The sequence below is a fragment of the uncultured Fibrobacter sp. genome (genome assembly GCF_947166265.1).
In the GTDB taxonomy this organism is placed as follows: Bacteria; Fibrobacterota; Fibrobacteria; order Fibrobacterales; family Fibrobacteraceae; genus Fibrobacter.
In genome coordinates this window covers 1-18,995 of the sequence record NZ_CAMVDO010000044.1, presented here as the reverse complement: position 1 = coordinate 18,995, position 18,995 = coordinate 1, and the positions used below count along the sequence as shown (strand labels likewise).

The 18,995-nt window shown below is 50.1% G+C and carries 10 protein-coding genes; 8 read left to right on the top strand and 2 right to left on the bottom strand.

Features of this window, described 5'->3' with window-relative positions:
• The 6 genes from Q0W37_RS13810 to Q0W37_RS13785 all read left to right on the top strand — a co-directional run.
• Positions 1 to 3,641: MBG domain-containing protein (locus tag Q0W37_RS13810; protein ID WP_297702138.1), on the top strand; the 3,641-nt coding region annotated here is incomplete at its 5' end.
• Positions 3,642 to 3,842: 201 nt separating this feature from the next.
• Entirely contained in the window at positions 3,843 to 5,108 is a 1,266-nt protein-coding gene (locus Q0W37_RS13805; protein WP_367186284.1) for a putative DNA modification/repair radical SAM protein, read from the top strand.
• An 11-nt stretch (positions 5,109 to 5,119) separates the two neighbouring features.
• Entirely contained in the window at positions 5,120 to 5,887 is a 768-nt protein-coding gene (locus Q0W37_RS13800; protein WP_297702136.1) for a TIGR03915 family putative DNA repair protein, read from the top strand.
• Positions 5,888 to 5,992: 105 nt separating this feature from the next.
• Entirely contained in the window at positions 5,993 to 7,609 is a 1,617-nt protein-coding gene (locus tag Q0W37_RS13795; RefSeq protein ID WP_297702135.1) for a cellulase family glycosylhydrolase, read from the top strand.
• 143 nt (positions 7,610 to 7,752) lie between these two features.
• Positions 7,753 to 9,171, top strand: a complete 1,419-nt coding sequence (locus Q0W37_RS13790; protein ID WP_297702134.1) for a sensor domain-containing diguanylate cyclase — start codon at positions 7,753 to 7,755, stop codon at positions 9,169 to 9,171.
• Entirely contained in the window at positions 9,168 to 10,571 is a 1,404-nt protein-coding gene (locus Q0W37_RS13785; protein WP_297702133.1) for a sensor domain-containing diguanylate cyclase, read from the top strand. Before Q0W37_RS13790 ends, Q0W37_RS13785 begins: the two co-directional genes overlap by 4 nt.
• A 73-nt stretch (positions 10,572 to 10,644) precedes the next feature.
• Here Q0W37_RS13785 and Q0W37_RS13780 read toward each other — a convergent pair whose 3' ends face one another.
• On the bottom strand, positions 10,645 to 12,462 hold the full coding sequence (locus Q0W37_RS13780; RefSeq protein WP_297702132.1) for a glycoside hydrolase family 43 protein: 1,818 nt from the start codon (positions 12,460 to 12,462) through the stop codon (positions 10,645 to 10,647).
• A 384-nt stretch (positions 12,463 to 12,846) separates the two neighbouring features.
• Here Q0W37_RS13780 and Q0W37_RS13775 point away from each other — a divergent pair, with 384 nt between their 5' ends.
• Positions 12,847 to 13,911: an HD domain-containing phosphohydrolase gene (locus Q0W37_RS13775; protein WP_297702131.1), complete on the top strand. Its 1,065-nt coding sequence runs from the start codon at positions 12,847 to 12,849 to the stop codon at positions 13,909 to 13,911.
• A 69-nt stretch (positions 13,912 to 13,980) separates the two neighbouring features.
• Complete coding sequence (locus Q0W37_RS13770) at positions 13,981 to 17,895, top strand: response regulator (RefSeq protein WP_297702130.1); 3,915 nt, start codon at positions 13,981 to 13,983, stop codon at positions 17,893 to 17,895.
• A 74-nt stretch (positions 17,896 to 17,969) separates the two neighbouring features.
• Here Q0W37_RS13770 and Q0W37_RS13765 read toward each other — a convergent pair whose 3' ends face one another.
• Positions 17,970 to 18,599, bottom strand: a complete 630-nt coding sequence (locus Q0W37_RS13765) for a hypothetical protein (protein ID WP_297702129.1) — start codon at positions 18,597 to 18,599, stop codon at positions 17,970 to 17,972.
• Positions 18,600 to 18,995 lie beyond the last annotated feature (396 nt).

The window sequence follows — 18,995 nt, the reverse complement described above, 5'->3', positions numbered from 1 at the left end:
ATAACGGCGGAGTCACAATAAGCGGCGGCAGCGTCACGGCCACTGGCAACTACAACGGCATCTACAACGATAAAGGAAACATCACCCTTGGCTGGACGAACAGCACCGACTTCATCAAGGTCAGCAGCATCCATCTCGGTGTTGATTCATGCACCGTCTCCATCGCCGAGGGCAAGTCGTTCAAGGACGAAAAAGGCAACGTGTATAGCGGCCCGCTCACTGGCGAGCAACTTTCCGCTATTGAAGGCAAAAAACTTGAGCCTTGCTATGCGGTTGCGTTGGACTTGCAAGACGGCAAAGCTCCTGTAATGCTCCCGGCAACTTTCGACGAAAACGGCGTTGCTCACGTCGAAAAACCCGCCGACCCGATTCGCAGCGGTTTCACGTTTGAGGGTTGGTTTACCGCCACAGACGGCGACACGGAATTCGACTTCTCCGCTGCAATCACCGGCAATACGACTGCCTACGCACATTGGACTGAGAATACGCCTGTCGAATACATCGACGAAAACGGCAAGACTAAAACTGTTACGGATTACACCGTGCTTACCTCCTCAACCAACGTGAGCAACCTCCCCGGCGGCTGGTACGTGGTGCAAGGCGAGGTGAAATACACGAGCCAAGTCAAGTTTAGCGGTGACGCACACCTCATCCTTGCGGACGGTGCGGAGATGGAGATTAAAACTGAAGGTAAATATGGAATCGATGCATCGAATAATCTGACCATCTACGGGCAGAACGAGCAAAGCGGAATTTTGAACGACACCGCAAATGGCACAAACGGTATCGGCATCTTCAGTTGGAGCGATATCACGATAAGCGGCGGCAAGGTCACGGCCACTGGCAAAAACGGTTACGGCATCTACGGTTATGATGGAGTCACGATAAGTGGCGGCAGCGTCGAGGCCACAAGTACTTACGGCATCTACAGTAAGGAAACTGTCACGATAAGCGGCGGTAAGGTCACGGCTTCTGGGGACAACTCTGGCATCAACACTAACGCTGGCCATATCACCCTTGGTTGGACGAACAGCACCGACTTCATCAAGGTCAGCAGCATCTATCTCGGTGCTGATTCATGCACCGTCTCCATCGCCGAGGGTAAATCCTTCGTAGATGAAAACGGCAACGAGTATAGAGGCACGCTCACTGATGAAAATCTCGAATCTATCAAAAACAAGACGCTTACGCCGCTCATGCCTTTCCCCGACAATATTGTTATCGCCAATATTTCCGGCGCAACCTACACCGGGGATTCGATTCGCCTGGAACCTGTTGTAACCATCGGCGAAAATGTGCTTGAACTGGGCAAGGACTACACGCTTGCTTATAAAGACAACTTGAACGCCTCCGATACGGCTAAAGTAATCGTCAAGGGGGCTGGAAAATATTACGGCGAAGTCCAAAAGTTATTTACAATCGATAAGGCTCCGCTCAAGATTACCGCCTTGAACGATACGATTGTCTATGGCGACGAACCTGCTAGCGCAGGTGTTGCCTATGAAGGATTTGTAGGAAATGAAACCAGCGAAGTCTTGAAGGGCGAACTTGCTCTTGAAATAGGTTACAAACAGTACGATGATGTCGGCCAATACGCCATTACGCCGAGTGGCTTGAAAGCCGACAACTACGAAATTGATTCTGTCGCAGGAACGTTGACCGTTGAGCCGAAAGTAATTTCGATAGTTTGGGGGGAACAGACCGTGTTTGCCTACGATGGCAAGGAACATGTTCCGACAGTAACGGCAGAAGGCTTTGTTGAAGGACACGTGGCTCGCTTGGTGGTGACGGGTGCTGCGGTAGAAGTAGGCAATGACACCGCTAAGGTTGCACTCGATGAAAATGATGCCAATAGCAAAAATTACAAGTTGCGTACAACGGAGCTTGAAAAAGAATTCAAGATTGTTATGCCTATTGCCTACATTGACGAAAACGGTGTCGAACAGACTGTTACGGATTACACAGTGCTCACAGAGAATACAAGCGTGGATAACCTCGACGGCGGCTGGTACGTGGTTGAAGGCGAGGTGAAATACACGAGCCAAGTCAAGTTTAGCGGTGACGCACACCTCATCCTTGCGGACGGAGCGACGATGGAGATTGAAACTAAAGGTGTATCAGAACATGGAATCTATGCATCGAATAATCTGACCATCTACGGGCAGAGCAAACAGAGCGATCAAAGCGATCAAAGCGGAACTTTGAAAGTCTCAGCCACTGGCAGCGGCATCTACAGCAGAGGAAATATCACGATAATCGGCGGCAGCGTCACGGCCACTAGCGAATATGGCTACGGCATCTACAGTGGAAATATCACCCTTGGCTGGACGAACAGCACCGACTACATCTATGCAAGCGGCTACTACAGCGAAAATGGCATCTCCATCGCCGAGGGCAAGTCGCTCAGGACCGACGAAAAGATGCTTACGGGGATGGTCATCAATAATGATGATATTAACGGCAAAACTCTCGTGCCGTCATCGTTTGACGGAAAATTCTTATCCAACGCAAGCATCGCCGTCGCCGACATCCCCGTGCAGAAGTATGCTGACGGCAAGCCCGTCTGCCCCTCTGTGCTCGTCACCGACGGCAAGGACACGCTCAATGCCGGCACGGATTACACGGTCACATGCTTCAACAACACCGCAGTCTCCTCCGCCACGCTCGACGAAGCCGCCATTGCGCAAATCACCGGCAAGGGCAATTACGCAGGTGCAATCCAGAAACGCTTCTTCATCTGGAACAACATCCGCGACTACGCCGCCGTGCAAGTGTTCGAAGATGCTGACGGAAAAACTCACGCCGAAATCGACGGAGCCTACGACGGAGCGGATGCAGTCGCAATCGACGAAGATGTTGAGAATGTCGCCGTCAAGTTCAACCGCGAATTTACGCCCAACAGCGGCTTTTCGACTATCATGTTGCCGTTCGACATCGAAGCGAAGAATCTGACCGGCGTGAAGTCTGTCATTGAATTCGCGGGCGTTGTTGACAACAATGGCAAGAATGCGGTAGGGATGACGTACGTCTGGTGCAACGCAACATTAGGCGAGGAAGAGCTTGAAAAAGGCCACACAAATTGCAACGGTTTGCAGGGTGAACTCAAGGCTTACACGCCGTACATGATCGAGATGGAATCGGCTACTCTTGGAATCAATGGTGGAGTAACTCTCAAGGCGACTGTAACGCCTGAGGCGCGCGTAGACGACTGGGTGTTCCGTGGAACGCTTGCAATGCACGAATGGACCTCCGAAGAAATGAAGAACACAAAAATCTGGGGCTTTGCCGCACAGCAACAGGGCGATTTCAAGATCGGTGAATTCGTTCCGTTTGGTGCCGGTGCCTGGATCCTTCCGTTCCGCGCCTTTATGGAATACGATCCGGATGGTAATAAAGGCTCCTCTGGAGCGCCTGTTCCGAAGGGCGAACTTGGTCCCACCGTGGCAAGCATCGACCTCCCCGAAACCATGGAGGTGGTTATTGTCTCTCGCGAAGGTGGCGAAGAACACACTACCGTTATCGGGCGCCTCAATACCCGTACGGGCGAAATCCGCCTGAACAACGTGGGTCGCCGCACCTTCGACCTCAAGGGCCGCAGCGTGGGCAAGCCGAAGGCCAAGGGAATTTACCTGAAAAAGTAAGTTTTGATAGAACCGGTTAATTTAAAGAAACGGTCATACGGGGCCGTTTTTTTTTGCAAAAACACTCAAGACGTCGGGGGTTCACTTTTTTTCAAAAAAAGATGTTCTTGCTATTGCTTTTTTGTGCAGTTGTGTTTATATTTGTTAGTGCACAAGGGTGCAAATGAACAAAAGAACATGTAAAGGCTGGCTGGTAGGAACATTGATATGGATGTGCGTGAAAAACTGAATATTCTTTCGGCTGCGGCAAAGTACGATGTTTCGTGTTCCTCGAGCGGTTCCAAGCGGCAGGCTCCGGGGGGCGGGCTCGGCAGTGCCTGCAGTGCGGGCATTTGTCATACGTGGTCGGCCGATGGTCGGTGTATTTCGCTTTTGAAGGTGCTTTTGAGCAACGCCTGCAAGTATGACTGCGCCTATTGTATCAACCGTCGTAGCAACGATATTCCGCGGGCGACTTTTACGCCTAGGGAACTGATTGACTTGACGCTCGAATTCTATCGGCGCAATTATATCGAGGGGCTTTTCTTGAGTTCGGCGGTGGTGGGGTCGCCTGACCGTACCATGGAAATGCTGGTGCAGGTGGCTAAGGAACTGCGAACGGTGCATCGGTTTGGCGGATACATCCACCTGAAGGCGATTCCCGGAGCGTCGAGTGAACTTTTGTACCAGGCGGGGCTTTATGCCGACCGAAGCAGCGTGAATATCGAAATCCCGACGGATAGGGCGCTGCAATACCTGGCTCCCGAAAAGAATCATGCCTCGATTTATAAGCCTATGAATTATCTTGCCGAGCGCAAGCTGGAATACCGTACGGACCGTTCGCGGTATTCGCCCAAGTTTTTGCCGGCGGGGCAGAGTACGCAGATGATTGTCGGGGCTGCGGGGGAGACCGACCTGCAGATTTTGACGCTTTCGAACGGTTTTTACAAGCAGCAACAGATGAAGCGTGTCTATTTTTCGGGGTATGTCCCGATCAATGCCGATAAAAGGCTCCCTGCGCTGACGACAAAACCGCCCCTTGTGCGGGAACATCGGCTTTATCAGGCGGATTGGCTGATGCGTTTCTATAAGTTCGGCTACGACGAAATTGTGGACAAGGATCATCCGAACCTGGACTTGGAACTGGATCCGAAAGTGGGGTGGGCTTTACGGCACCCTGAGTTTTTCCCGATAGATATTCAGACTGCGGATTACGAAATGCTTTTGCGTGTGCCTGGAATTGGGGTGCGTTCTGCGCAGCTGATTGTTTCGGGGCGTAGGTTTTCAAAGATTCGCCTTGAACAGTTGAAAAAAATGGGAGTAGTCTTGAAGCGTGCCCAGTATTTTATTTATCACCCGGATACGCCGGCCAGTTTGCGCCGCCTTTATCCTGAAATGGTGCGGCCATTGCTGCTGCCCAAGCCAAAACCCCTGCAACTGGACCTATTCACTCCGCCAGAAACACTTGCACTCCCCGCCGCCAGCTAAGTTCTTCTCCTATGCTTTCCATTTCCTACGATTCTTCTTTTGACGGCTTTCTGAGTGTCGTTTTCGAAATCTATCGCCAGCATCTGGATGTTGGTGAAATTCACCCAGACCGTAGCCAGGCTCCCTGCAACTTGTTTATGCAGCCTTTCCGCGTAGAAACCTCCGAGGAATCCGCCGAAAGGCTTAAGCGGGCCATTGTAAACAATGCAAGTGCCGACATTCTGGAACTGCTCCGAGTGGTGTTCCGCTCCGAAGAAGAGGGGGTCGAAATGAAGATTCTGGCTTACCTTCGCAAGGTTTTCGACGGCAAGGACCCGAATTACGCTAAGAACCCGACCTCTAGCGAGATGCTCCCGCTTTACATGATTGCCCGCTCCGTGCGGCGCGAGGCTGGCGGAATGTTGGGGATGGTTCGGTTCAGCAAGATGGCCGATGGAACCTATTTTGCTGAAATTGAGCCGAAATATGACATTCTGGAGATGATTGTGGGGCATTTTCGGGGGCGTTTTGCGAATGAACGCTGGGCCATTTACGATTCCAGTCGCTCCTATGGGGTGTTTTACGACGGGCAGAGCCCTATGCGTACCCCAGTGGAGATGACGATTCCGAACCTTGAGGCGGTCAAGTCGGCGACCAGGGCCGATGACATGGTGCGTCTTTGGCAGGATTACTACAAGTCTATCGCTATCAAGGAGCGTGAAAACCCCAAATTGCTCCGGAGGTGTCTGCCGGTGCGGTACTGGAAACACCTGCCGGAAAGGTCCGTTTCGGTGTGTTGAACGCTTTCCAACCGATTTTGCACAGTTTTACAAAAAAAATAAGCGATGTCGAACAAATAATTGTATTTTTCCTATGTAATAAATGGAGAATTTAGTGCTATGAATATGGCTTCGGCAAAACCCGGCTTTTTTGTGCAAGATCGTTTTTTGTATAGCAAGGATAACGAAAAGGTTATTCTTCGCGGTATCAACCACATGTTCATTTGGACTGACCGCGAAGGGAAGACTATCCCCGAAATTGCAAAGACGGGTGCAAACTGCGTTCGAATCGTTTGGAATACTCGCGGCCGCGTGAGTGACCTAGACAACATTATTGGACAGTGTATCTCGAACGGGATGATTCCTATCCCCGAAATTCATGATACTACTGGAAACTGGGAACGCCTGGCCGATGCAATGGATTTCTGGCTTCGCGAAGAAACCTTGCAGATGATTTCGAATCACCAGCAGTACCTGATTTTGAACATCGGTAATGAACCTGGTGCGGAATCGGTGCCTGCCGAAGATTTTTTCGATGCCTACAATGCCATTGTCACTCGTATGCGTGCAGCGGGTGTCCGTGTTCCGTTGATGATTGATGCCGACCAGTGGGGCCAGAGCGAAACGAACCTGCTTAACGTGGGGCCGAAGCTTTTACAGGCGGACCCGGAACACAATTTGCTGTTTTCCATTCATATGTGGTGGCCCACGGAACGTCATGATCCCAAGGCTACGGGGTATGCGACGGTTCAGGACAGGATCAAGGGGGTTCTTGAGGCCTCTGTCGAAAAGAAACTTCCTTTGATTGTGGGTGAGTTTGCTCCGGTGGCTGCCGGTGGCGCCAAGGAAATCCCCTACAAGTTCATTATGTCCGAAGCGGAACGTCTCGGCATTGGCTGGCTTGCCTGGAGCTTTGGTCCGGGTAATTTTGACAGTCCCGAAATGGACATGACGGAACACAGCTCCTTCAATACGCTGGTTGGCTGGGGCAAGGAAGTTTGCGTTGACAACCCCAACGGTATCCAGAATACAAGCGTCATTCCAACCTTCATTCAGGAAAAAAATTTTGATACGGGTTCTCAGGCTGTCGGTACGAACCTGATCCAGAACGGTGATTTTTCGGGCGAAGAACCGCTTGCCAACTGGCAGGTGGATTTCTGGGGCGGAAAGGCCGACGTGAAGGTCGATAACGGTATCGTGCGTTTCGATATCAAGAAGGCCGGCAAGGAATCGTGGAACCTGCAGTTCAAGCAGCGCCTTGCCCTGAGGAACGGAGTTACCTACATCTTTAGTATGCGCGCAAAGGCCGACAAGCCTCGCACCCTGAACGTGAACATCAAGAAGGACTCCGAAACGTATACTCCGTATGCGAACGGGCGTATTCTTGACTTGAGCACGAGCTGGCAGAACTTCAGTTGGAAATTCACCATGAAGGAAATTTCCGATATGGAAGCCCTCCTGATTTACGATATGGGTGGAGTCCCCATTTCTTGGGAACTTTCGGATATTTCGCTTGTGCAGGCTCGCAGCGTGACGGATCGCCTGAACAGGACTTTCCAGCGTAACGTTCAGAAAAACTCGGGCTATTTCAATGCCCCGAACACTCCGTGGGAACTGCACCTTTATTCGACTAAGGGCGAACTTCTGGAAGTTCTCGACAAGGGAACGGGTGGCGAGGGTATGCGCCAGTATCCTAAGATCGAACGTAGCGGAATTATGGTGGTTAAGGATTTGTCCAAGTAGTTTTCACTAGTTGGACTATTCCAAGTTGTACTAAATAAATCGCTATAAATTTGTACTTTATAACGCTTTTTCCTTTAAAAAGTGTTATAATATCTTATAATGGTGTACAAATGTCCGTTAAGAAGGTCGGATAAGGAGATGTTATGAATCTGCAGGAATATGTCGATCAGTTTGAATTGATGACATGCATTGTGTCTGTAGAAAAAAAGCCTGATGGTGGCTATGGAAAAATTTGTATCGAGGCGGGAAACAAGGCCTACTTGGCCACATTCGATAAAAATTATGAATCTCCTTTCGATATGCCCAATATCGACCGTACGTTCGTTCCCGGTGCCGAGTACACGAAGTACATTCCCAAGGACCTGAATTTCGAACACTTTATTTATAGCAGTGCGGTTCTCAAAAAAACGATGCATGCCTATATCAATCCGGAACGTTTTGGCGTCTGGTTTAACATCTTTAGTCAACCTCTCAATATCGAAGACCCTAACAAGTACTATTGTACCTATACGCATGAACTTTCTACCGAGGCTAGTCCCGAGATTATGTCGAATCTTTCGGCGAAGACGACCTCCGATGTGCTGAAGACTTGTATCAAACTGCGCAGTTCCAAGAACTTCTTGAAGACGATGGACGAAATCATCTGTGATGTTCGCGCTATCTGTGGTGCAAATTACTGTTGCGTGATGCTGACTGATTTTCATGAACGGACTTGTTCCCTGTTGAGTGAAAGCAATGCCCCCGATGCGCCTCCGCATTCCTTTAGGAATTATTTGAACGATTCGTTTATCGATTACGCAAAATCGTGGCTAGAAACGATTGCCGGAAGCAATTGCCTGATTATCGAAAATGAACATGATATGGAAGAGGTGAAACGGAGAAATCCGGGCTGGTTCCGTTCGTTGCAGAGTGCATCTATCAAGAGCCTGGTCCTTTTCCCGCTCCAGTACAACAACGAAACGGTTGGTTTTATCTGGGCGACGAATTTCGATACGAAGAATACCGAACACATCAAGGAAACCCTTGAACTGACAGCGTTCTTTATCGCCTCTGAAATCGCAAATTACCAGTTGTTGCAGCGGCTCGAAATGTTGAGTTCTACCGATCTGTTGACCGGTGTCAAGAACAGGAACGCGATGAACAACAGGGTGCTTCGCCTGGTGTCGGGCAGGGAACGCGCTCCCATGTCTATCGGAGTTGTTTTTGCGGACTTGAATGGTCTCAAGACCATTAACGACACGGAGGGCCACACCGCAGGCGACTGCCTTTTGAAGGAAGCGGCGTTTATTTTGAAATCCGTTTTTGAAGGGTGCGAAATTTACCGAGCGGGCGGTGACGAATTTGTTGTCGTTGCGATAGATAAGCCGAAAAAATGGATTGATGAACGTGTCGAAAAGCTTCGTAAGGATTCTTCTGATCCGGAAAATGTTAGCTTTGCTATAGGGTGTTGTTTCGACGATAGGGGCCTCGATATTCGCAAGGCGATGCAGAAAGCCGATGCCAATATGTACGAAGATAAGAAGAGGTTTTACGACCTTTTCCCGGAATCGAGGAGTAGATGAAAAAAGAGGAATTGCAGAAATTTGTCGATTCATTCCATACGATGACGAGTGTCCTTTCGGTAGAGAGGACGACTGACGGAAGTATTGGGACGATCCGTATTGAAGCGGGGAACCCCCAGTATGTCAAGTCGATGGAACGAAAGGACGGTGACGGCAATTCCGTTTTTAGCCAGAAGTTTATTCCCGGTTCCAATTACGAAATGTACATGGCAAAGGAGCTGAACTTTGAAAAGTTCTGCTACCAGAGCGCCATTCTCCGTAAGCCGGTTCATGCCTACATTCAGCCGGAGCGTTTCCCTTTCTGGATCAATCTTTTTATGCTGCCGGTTGACGTGGATGACCCTGAAAAGGGTTATTGCAGCTATTCGCTAGAAGTTTCGCCCGAGGCAGACCTTGAAACCATGACGAGGCTTTCTGCAGAGATTTCTTCGAACGTGCTTAAGGCGTGTATCAAGTTGCGCGGTACAAAAGATTTCCTTAAGACGATGGACGATGTGATGGCGGATGTTCGCGAACTTTGTGGCGCGGAAACCTGCTGTGTGCTGCGTACGGATTTCAAGAATCGGTCTTGTAGCGTATTGGGTGCGTCTGCTAAAAAGGGGACATACGTCCAAGACATTCGTCAGGTGATTTCGGACGAGTTTATAGACTACGCTGAATCCTGGATTGAAACGCTCATGGGCAGTAACTGCCTGATTATCCAGAACGAAGCGGATATGGAAATTATTCACCAGAGAAATCCGCAGTGGTATGCCTCGTTGACGAGCGCCCATGTCGAAAGTTTGGTGCTTTTGCCGCTGATGCATAACGAGGAATTTATCGGCTTTATCTGGGTGACGAACTTTGATACGTCGAAGGTTTTGCGCATCAAGGAAACGCTGGAACTGGTGACGTTCTTTATTGCGTCTGAAGTCGCGAGTTACCTGTTGCTGCATCAGCTCGAAGTCCTGAGCAACGTGGATTTGCTGACGGGGGTAAAGAACCGTAACGCCATGAATAATTTGGTGCTGCAGCTGGTGAGTAAAACGATTAGCTACAAGACGTTGTCGGTGGTATTTGCGGACTTGAATGGACTAAAGCCGGTGAACGATATCGAAGGGCATAACGCTGGCGACAATCTTCTGAAACGCGCTGCCCAGATTCTGAAGGAAACCTTCAGCGATTGCGACATCTACCGCGCCGGTGGCGACGAATTTGTGGTGGTTGCCTTGGATAAATCCGAGGAAAACCTTGGAGCCCGAGTCGAAAAGCTCCGCCAGAAGTCTAAGGAAAAAGGCAACGTGAGCTTTGCCATTGGATTCTTCCACGATGCTAATGGGGGAGATATCCGCAAGGCGATGCACGAGGCGGACGTCCTGATGTACGAGGACAAGAAAGCGCACTACGCGAACTGCCGGTAGGCCCCGATTTTGGCCCTTTGCTTCGGCCCTTCGGCAGGCTCAGGGACCTTTATAAGGGTGGTGAGCTTACTGTCTATCTTCTTCTGCGGATGTAGCGGCCGGGGGTTCTCGGAGCTGTGTGAAGGCGGTTTCCAAGCAGGTCGAAGTATTCGACGCGCTTGCCCATGTATTCTGGGAGTGATTTGCCGTGGGAATTTATGTTGCCGATGCGGGTTGTCGTGGTGTCCGGCTCCTTGTAGGGCTTGTCGGGGTCATCGACGACCATCTTGATTTTGAGCGTGCTTTTGCAGCCGGTCTCGTTGGTGTAGGTGACCGTGTAGTAGCCGCTGTTGTCTCCGTCGACATTTTTGAGCGTATTTTCGCGGGTGGTGGACTTGAATCCGTCGGGACCTTCCCAGCTCCAGATTTTGCCGTCCCACGGATGTGGGCCGAACTGTACCGTTGCTCCCTTGGCGACTTTCAGGTCGGTCGATTCGCTCCAGCCTCCGTCATCGACTTTTACGTAGGGGATAATCTTTGTGCCGCTGCAGGGGCCGACCACTTTTTTGCCGTCGCAGACTCCGATGGAGTCGGGAATGTCAATCACGCGCGGTTCGAAGTCTTTGGTGGGGAATGCCCTCATGAGTTTAGCAGTTTCTTCGGCGGTAATCGGAAGAATCGTGCCGTGGCGGGGGGTGAATGCTCCCTTCATTGCGGTATTCTGGACGAATTCGAATGTTTCTAGGTCCGAACTGCTGGTAAACTGGTAATGTTCGTTCATGTAGCAGTCGTACATGAGTACCCAGGAATTCTGGTTGATTAACTTGAAGACGCCTGCTCCTTCTACGGCCTCCGTTGTCTGCTGCAAGGCGCCGCTTGGCTTGCTCCATTGCGAACCCGAAGAGGCTCCCGTCTTTGGCATGAGCGTATTGGCGGTCACCTTGCAGATTCCGCCGTCCCCTTCGTTCTTGTAGAAGGCGTGGTACTTGCGGTCTACGGGATTGTAGATGATGTCCATGTCGATGGTGGACTTGCCGCGGTCAAAGAAATGTTGCGGGTCGCCTTCGAGGTCGGTAAAGTCCTTGTTCGCGTAGGCGTAGAAAACCTTGTCGTAGGCGATGGTGCCGTCGTCGGTCAACAGCGAAAAGTAAACCAGCGGGCGGCCCTTGGTGCCGTCGCCGTTGTCGTAGGTGTCGTCCCAGAAGGTTTCGGGTGCCCATACGCGGGTGACGTTCGCGAAATTCTTGCCCTTGTACTTGTCGGGGAAATGTACCGTACTGTGTTCCCAGTTGATAAGGTCGCGGGAGCGCATAAGCACCATGCCGCGGTTGCTCGCCCAGCCTTCGGCGCTCTTCATGTCGGTATTCACCATGTAGAACCAGCCGTCGGGGGCGCGCAGCACGTGCGGGTCGCGAAGCCCTTTCTTGATGCTTACCGTATCGGCGGCCACAACGCGGTTCCCGCCATTCATCGCGGTAAAATTGTAGCCGTCGTTACTCAGGGCGTAGTAGATGTTTTCGTCCTTGTTGTCGCGAAAATAGGCGAAAAGGTAGTTGGAGTAGGGTTCGTACCCGTGGATGGAGACCTTGAACAGCTTTTTCTGGATTCGTCCCGACGTTCCGATATCCTTGATGCTTGCTGTCAGGGTGATTTCCTTGTTTTCGCCCACGAATCGTCCGTTGATGTGCCCGTCATGGCCAAGGAAAAGGGTATCCGAACTTTCCCAGGTGATAGGGTATTTGCGGTCGGTGGTGGGAGTGGAGTCGGGGAGGGCGAGGTCTTCGTACAGGTCGTTTATCGCGTTGCCCAGGTCAACAGCGTCGTAAGCGGACCAAAATGGCGAAATATCGACGATTTCCTGCGAAAAAGCCGCCCCTGCCATTAAAAAAGCCAATGCAAATGAACGTTTCATGTCTTCTTCTCCTATAACCTCAATAACTTCGACTCTAGATCCTCATAACTCGGCCCTTCGGCAGGCTCAGGGACCTTGCACCTGGATCCCGTCACTCCGCTCCAGGATGACTTAATTTGTTGCGTCATCCTCGACCAACGGGTGGGGATCCAGTGTTGCATCCTTTTCAAATATAGTTTCTCATTTTCAATCTGTTTGGCCCCGAAAATTAGCTTTATTGACATTTTTTCCATGGTCTAGGTGTATTTTTGCTCACACTTGTGCAAAAAAAAACATATAATAAAGTTGCAAATTGGCGTTTTTCGCAAAAAAATGGCATATTATTCCAAGTTGGAATAAAACAAGTTGTGCTATTCCAATTTAGAAACATTATATTAGGGTTATATGGATAGAACGCGCGCAAAAATTTTAGTAATTGACGACACGAAAACGAACATAGAGGTTCTCGAAGGCATATTGTCTAATGATTATGATGTCTTTGTTGCATTGGATGGAAAAAAGGGGCTTTTGCTCGCTGAAAAGGTAAAGCCCGACCTGATTCTTCTGGATGTGATGATGCCTGAAATGGATGGCTACGAAACGCTCCGGAAGATGAATGAAAAGGAATTAGTAGAAAATACTCCGGTTATATTCTTGACGGCCAAGGCCGATAGCAAGAGTGAACAGCAGGGCCTCGATTTAGGGGCGGTAGACTATATTACTAAGCCGTTCCACCCGAATTTGGTGCAGCTGCGTATCAAAAATCAGCTGGAATTCAAGCATCAGCGTGATCATTTGCAGGATTTGGTCGAAGAAAAGACCCTGGACCTCCGCAAAACCCTGAAAGTGATGCTTACGAGTCTGGGTGCCCTGGCGGAATACCGCGACCCGGAAACCGGCGCACACATCAAGCGTACCCAGGTCTTGGTGCAGATGCTTGCCGAAAAATTGCGCAACCATCCGCGTTTTAAGGATGCTATCCCCAATAATGAATATATAGATTACTATGCGACGGCCGCCCCCTTGCATGACATTGGCAAGGTGGGGATTCCCGACGAAATTTTGCGTAAGCCCGCCCGCCTGAACGAAGAGGAATGGGCCGTAATGAGCACGCATGCCCAGATGGGTTACGATGTGCTGGTGAATGCCACGCATGAACTCAAGGACCACCCGCTGGTGCGAATTTCTGCCGAAATCATCTTGAATCACCATGAAAGGTTCGATGGTCACGGGTATCCGAATGGCCTCAAGGGCGACAACATTCCTGTCGGGGCACGCCTTATGTCCGTGGCCGACGTCTACGATGCCCTGGTCTCGAAACGCCCGTACAAAGAGGCTTATCCTCACGAAGTGGCCGTCCAGGAAATTCTGGAAGGTAAGGGCACCCAGTTTGACCCGGATGTTGTCGATGCCTTTATGGAACTTGAATCGCAGCTCCCTGCTCTTTATGAGCGCTTTAAGGAGTCCTAACTTAGAGGGTAGGAATTGACTCACAGTCCGCTCAATGCGCAAAGGCGTCGTTTAAGAAACCGTATTTCCATGGTTTACATGCTGCCCACCTTCTTGGCGGCTGCTATTCTGGTAATTGTGTTTTCTTATGCAGTCCGTTCGATGCTGGTGGAATCGGCTGTCGCCAATACCGAGGCGGCGCTCCATGAACGCGTACAGACCGAAGTGGAAGCCTTGCTGAAGAATCGCGAAGACAGTTTCCTTTCTTTGGCGAAGCGCGTCCAGCAGATGGGCAAGGATAATACCTTGAGGTCGATGCTCTATAAGCATACTCTGGGCGGTGACGGGGTGGTCGATGTTTATTACGGTTCCAATGACGGTGACTATGTTTCGGGAAGGGGCTTAAAGCTTGAAAGCGGAAAGACGGAGTTCCGCACCACAGGTTGGTACCTAGAGGCGTCGCGTAAAAGGGGCTTGGCCTATACGGGACCGACAATCCGCAAGAGCATCAATAAGCAGGTTCTTTCGCTTTCTTACCCGATTTGGGATAAGAATCGCAAGTTTAAGGGGGCGTTGGCCGAAGATTTAGACCTACACAAGGTTCGCCTTTCCATGGGTGGGCTTGCTCGCGAAGAGGGCGGCATCTCGATGCTTGTGAGCAGTGAAAACGATAACCTCTTGACCTATTTCCCCTACGAAACGAACCGTGGAAAGGTAATTCAGGACAGCGTCGAAAACCTGTTGCAGCTGGTTTCCGACAAGTTTGCCTCGGATACGCTGATGAACGGGCGGATCCTTCGGTTTGAAAAGACGAATGAACACCGTCAGCAGCTTATTTTTATGGTGACGCCCCTGAAACAGTTGCCTTTTTACATTGTTCATGTGAGTCAGCACAATAAAATCGCTGCAAGTATAGACAACCATACGACAACCGTTTTGGGGATTGTCGCTTTGGCAGTTTTTGCGATGATGTTCCTTGCGCTTTTTGTGTCGCATTTGCTGTTTAGAAAGTATATCCAGCGTGACTTGAATGACAGCGTGAAATCCAGTAACCTGTTCGATACGCTTTTGTGGAAGGGCGACAACTTTAGGATTATCCTTACTGATTATTCGTTTGGAATTTTGCATGCGAGCGCGTATGTGGTCGATTTCTTGAACGGTGGCGAAGATATCAAGGAAGAAAGCCTGTTCAAGTTTTTCCCGTCCGAAGAATTCAATAAGTTTGCCCATCGAGTGCGGATGGGCGGCCAGATGCTAGCGAGCGAACGCAAGACGATTGTCCGCGTGCAGAATCAGGAAGGGGAGGTGGCCTGGTGGGGAATGTCTTTCCAGGTGTTGGTCGAAGACAACGGTGAACCTCGAATTCTCATTATGGTGAGCGATGAAACGAGTGGAATCCAGAAAGATACCATCTTGGATACCATTATGCTTTCGGCGGACCATTCGATTCTGGTGATATTCGACAAGAACATGCATGTGAAGTATATGTCGCGCCAGCTGGCCGATTTCCTGGGTAAGGAATGGCGTTCCTTGGTGGGACTTTCCGTAAGCGAGCTTAAGGACCAGGGGCTTCCGGAATCTGTTGTCGACGCTTTGTTGGAATCGTTCAATAAGGACGAAATTTGGAAAGATTCGTTTATCTTGAAACCTGAAAATGGGGGCTCGGAAACGTGGTTCCGCGGCGAAGGCTGTACGCTTAAGGTTCAGGAGACGGTTGTCGGTTACATGTTGTCGATGATCGACATTTCGGAAGTGGTGGCGGCCCGTGAAATTGCCGAACAGGCGACTCAGGCGAAGAGTGAATTCCTCGCGAATATGAGTCATGAAATTCGTACGCCGATGAATGCCATTATCGGCATGGCGCACCTGATTGCGGAAACCGAACTGGACGATCACCAGCGGAGTTTTGTCGACCGTATTAGCCAGGCCGCGAAATCGCTGTTGGGGATTATCAACAATATTCTGGATTTCTCGAAAATCGAGGCGAAAAAGCAGGATCTTGAAATTACCCAGCTTGTGCTTCAGGACGTGATTGGCGAAGTGGCCGCCCTTGCGGAAGTCCGTATTGCAGGGCGCCCCATTGAACTGATTGTGGATATTGATCCGGACATTCCTGAAATCTTGATGGGTGATCCGCTTAGGCTTTCGCAGATATTCACGAATCTGATCAACAATGCGACAAAGTTTACCGAAAAGGGCGATATTACCCTGAGCGTAAAGATGTTGCAGCAGGTGAACAATTCCGTCAAGTTGTATTTCTGCGTCAAGGATACCGGTATCGGTATGACGCAGGAACAGCTTTCGCGCCTTTTCAATGCCTTTACGCAGGCAGACGGTTCGACCACCCGCAAGTATGGCGGAACGGGACTTGGCCTTGTGATTTCCAAGTCGCTGGTGGAACTGATGGGCGGACAGCTTCAGGTGACAAGTACGTCGGGTGAAGGTTCGCAGTTCTTCTTTACCATCACGCTTCCGGTGGCGGCCCAGGCCGGCGCTCCGAAGTGGAAAACCGAAGAACGCTTAAAGAACAAGAATATCCTGTTGATTGACGATTGTGCGAACTTGCGCACTGTATTGCGCCATTACCTGACCCGTTTGCAGTGTGTGGTGGAAGAGGCGAGTTCCGTAGATGAGGCTTTGGACTTGATTCAGGCTCATGAGGAGGCGAAGGAAGATCCTTATGACCTGTTCCTGGTGGATTACGGAATGCCGATTTTGAACGGCTTTGACTTTGTGCATGGTCTTGGCGAATCCATGAAGAACATTCCCAAGGTGCTTATGCATCCGATTCACTTTGACGAAAACGAATTGGGGGCGGCAAAGGATCTCGGGTTCAACAGCTTTGTGGCTAAGCCCCTGTTGATGAGTTCCTTGCTGAGCGCCCTGCAGGAATCGTTCGGCTATTCGCTTACCTACCAGAAGGCCGTAAAAAAAGAAAAGGGTAAAATCTATTTCAAGGAAGCCAAGATTCTTTTGGTCGAAGATAACCAGATGAACCAGGAACTGGCGGTCTCGCTCCTGAACAGTGTGGGCCTTACGGCGATGATTGCAAATAACGGTAAGGAAGCCCTTGAAATGCTCAAGAAGGACGCCTTCAATATGGTGCTGATGGATATCCAGATGCCCATTATGGACGGCCTTACGGCAACGAGGGAAATCCGAGCCCGCGAAGATGAATATTTCAAGAAGGTGCCCATTCTTGCGATGAGCGCCCGTGCCTTCCAGAAAGATACCGAGGAATGTCTTGAAGCGGGGATGAACGCCCATATTGTAAAGCCGATTGATCCGACGGTCTTGTACGAGGAAATGGCGAAGTTCCTTCCGATTGCGGCGGAAACGCCGAGCTCTGGAAAGGGGCCGGGGAGCGACCTGTCGCAGGAAGATGAAAATTTCTTGATGCATTTCCAGAAGGTCAAGAATCTGGATGCAAAATCGGGGCTTTACCATGTCAACAACAGCCGCCCGATGTTCCTGAAAATTCTACAGGGCTTTGTGCGCGATTATGGCGGAAATTCCTTCAACTTGCGCAGCTTGATTGAACAGTTCCACTACGACGAGGCTACGCGAATAGTCCATACGATTAAGGGACTTTGCGGAACGATTGGCGCTAACCATGTGCAGAATCTTGCGGCGACCCTTGAAGCGGACCTGGAGCAGAAACAGTGCAACTTTAGCGACTACAATGTTTTCGAAGAAAATCTGCAGGCCCTTGTCGAAGAATTGAACGTTGTCTTGAACGACATTGTGACGGAACAGAGTGGCCCGTCCGAAAAGGTGAAGGACCCAGAGGCTAACCGCAAGTTGCGCGAAGCTCTCGGTGGACTTAAGGATGCCGTGGACACGTGTTCTTCGACCCAGTGCAAGCGTATTCTTGATGGTATCGAGGGAATCGCCTTTGAATCGAGCCAGGAAGCCTTGCTGCGTAAGTTGAAAGAACTTATCGAAGATTATGATTTTGGCGAGGCTGCCGAAATTATCGAATCCCTGGAAAAAACGTTGGCATAAAATTTCCCCCTGCAAAAAGTAAAAGCCCCTGCAGCTTGTGGCCGCAGGGACTTTTGAGGTGTTTATAGAGACTCTTACTTTTTCTGCTGGAGCGGAGTGTCCTTGAGAATTTCTTCAACCAAGTTGGCTACGTTTTCTTCCCAGTCACCCTTGCCCATGGTAATGCCGAGGCCTACGCGAGCCTTGAACGTACCGCTGGTAACGACCGTCTTTTTGTCGGTGTCGGCAATGGAGTATTCGCCGCTGTACTGCAGGTAGTGTCTGGTTTCGGTGCTGGTCGGACCCGTAAACTTGGTTTCGGAAACGCGAGAAACTTCGATGTTGCTCATCGAAACGATGATTCCGCTTACGTTGCCGAGTTCGTCAAATTTCGGAGAGGGAACGAGGAATTCCTTCTTGCCGAATTTGGTCGGGGTCATGGTGTAGTCCGTGACGTCCTTGGAGACAAAGTTTGCTGTAATGCCGGCCTGCTTCTGGAATTCGCTAGCAATTTGCTTGGTGAACCATTCTGCGAAGTTGTTCGTATAGTCAGGAAGGTCGTCTGCTACGTCGTCTGCGTTTTTCACGACGGGTTCGGTGTAAAGGACGGTGACGCTAGAAGCCGGTTCTGTCCAGCTGGGGTCTACATTTTTGTAGCCGGCCTTGGCGCAGCCAAAAAATGCCAAAGACGTCGCACAAAGTGCGATCGTTAAGAGCTTGTTCATTGTTCCTCCTAATCGGAATGTTAGAAAACGATATCGTTTCCTCGGGGCAATTATAGAAAAAAATTTGTTGGTAAAATGATGTTGTTGTCTAAAATGCGTAAATTTAAATTAACTTTTTATTTGCGTAATAAAAATATAAACTGTTTTTTTCTGTCTTAACCACTAACGGTTAGTTTTGTGTTATTAGCCCGAAGAATTTGAAGGACGGCTAATGATCTGCCCCCTGAAACCTGCTACCTGTAACCTTTTCAGTAACTGTTAATCATAGCGGAATCCTACTTTTTTCTAAATTTTCTGCCGTAAATTTTTAACGTGATTTAATCACAGGATAAATACTATGGCAATGCAAGATATGAACGACCAGGTGCAAGCGCGCCTCGCTAAGCTCGACAAGTT

What these genes read in the sequence shown, in the direction of transcription:
- Q0W37_RS13800 (WP_297702136.1), top strand. Translation starts at nt 5,120, where the DNA reads ATGCTTTCCATTTCCTACGATTCTTCTTTTGACGGCTTTCTGAGTGTC.
- Q0W37_RS13795 (WP_297702135.1), top strand. Translation starts at nt 5,993, where the DNA reads ATGGCTTCGGCAAAACCCGGCTTTTTTGTGCAAGATCGTTTTTTGTAT.
- Q0W37_RS13790 (WP_297702134.1), top strand. Translation starts at nt 7,753, where the DNA reads ATGAATCTGCAGGAATATGTCGATCAGTTTGAATTGATGACATGCATT.
- Q0W37_RS13785 (WP_297702133.1), top strand. Translation starts at nt 9,168, where the DNA reads ATGAAAAAAGAGGAATTGCAGAAATTTGTCGATTCATTCCATACGATG.
- Q0W37_RS13780 (WP_297702132.1), bottom strand. Translation starts at nt 12,462, where the DNA reads ATGAAACGTTCATTTGCATTGGCTTTTTTAATGGCAGGGGCGGCTTTT.
- Q0W37_RS13775 (WP_297702131.1), top strand. Translation starts at nt 12,847, where the DNA reads ATGGATAGAACGCGCGCAAAAATTTTAGTAATTGACGACACGAAAACG.
- Q0W37_RS13770 (WP_297702130.1), top strand. Translation starts at nt 13,981, where the DNA reads ATGGTTTACATGCTGCCCACCTTCTTGGCGGCTGCTATTCTGGTAATT.
- Q0W37_RS13765 (WP_297702129.1), bottom strand. Translation starts at nt 18,599, where the DNA reads ATGAACAAGCTCTTAACGATCGCACTTTGTGCGACGTCTTTGGCATTT.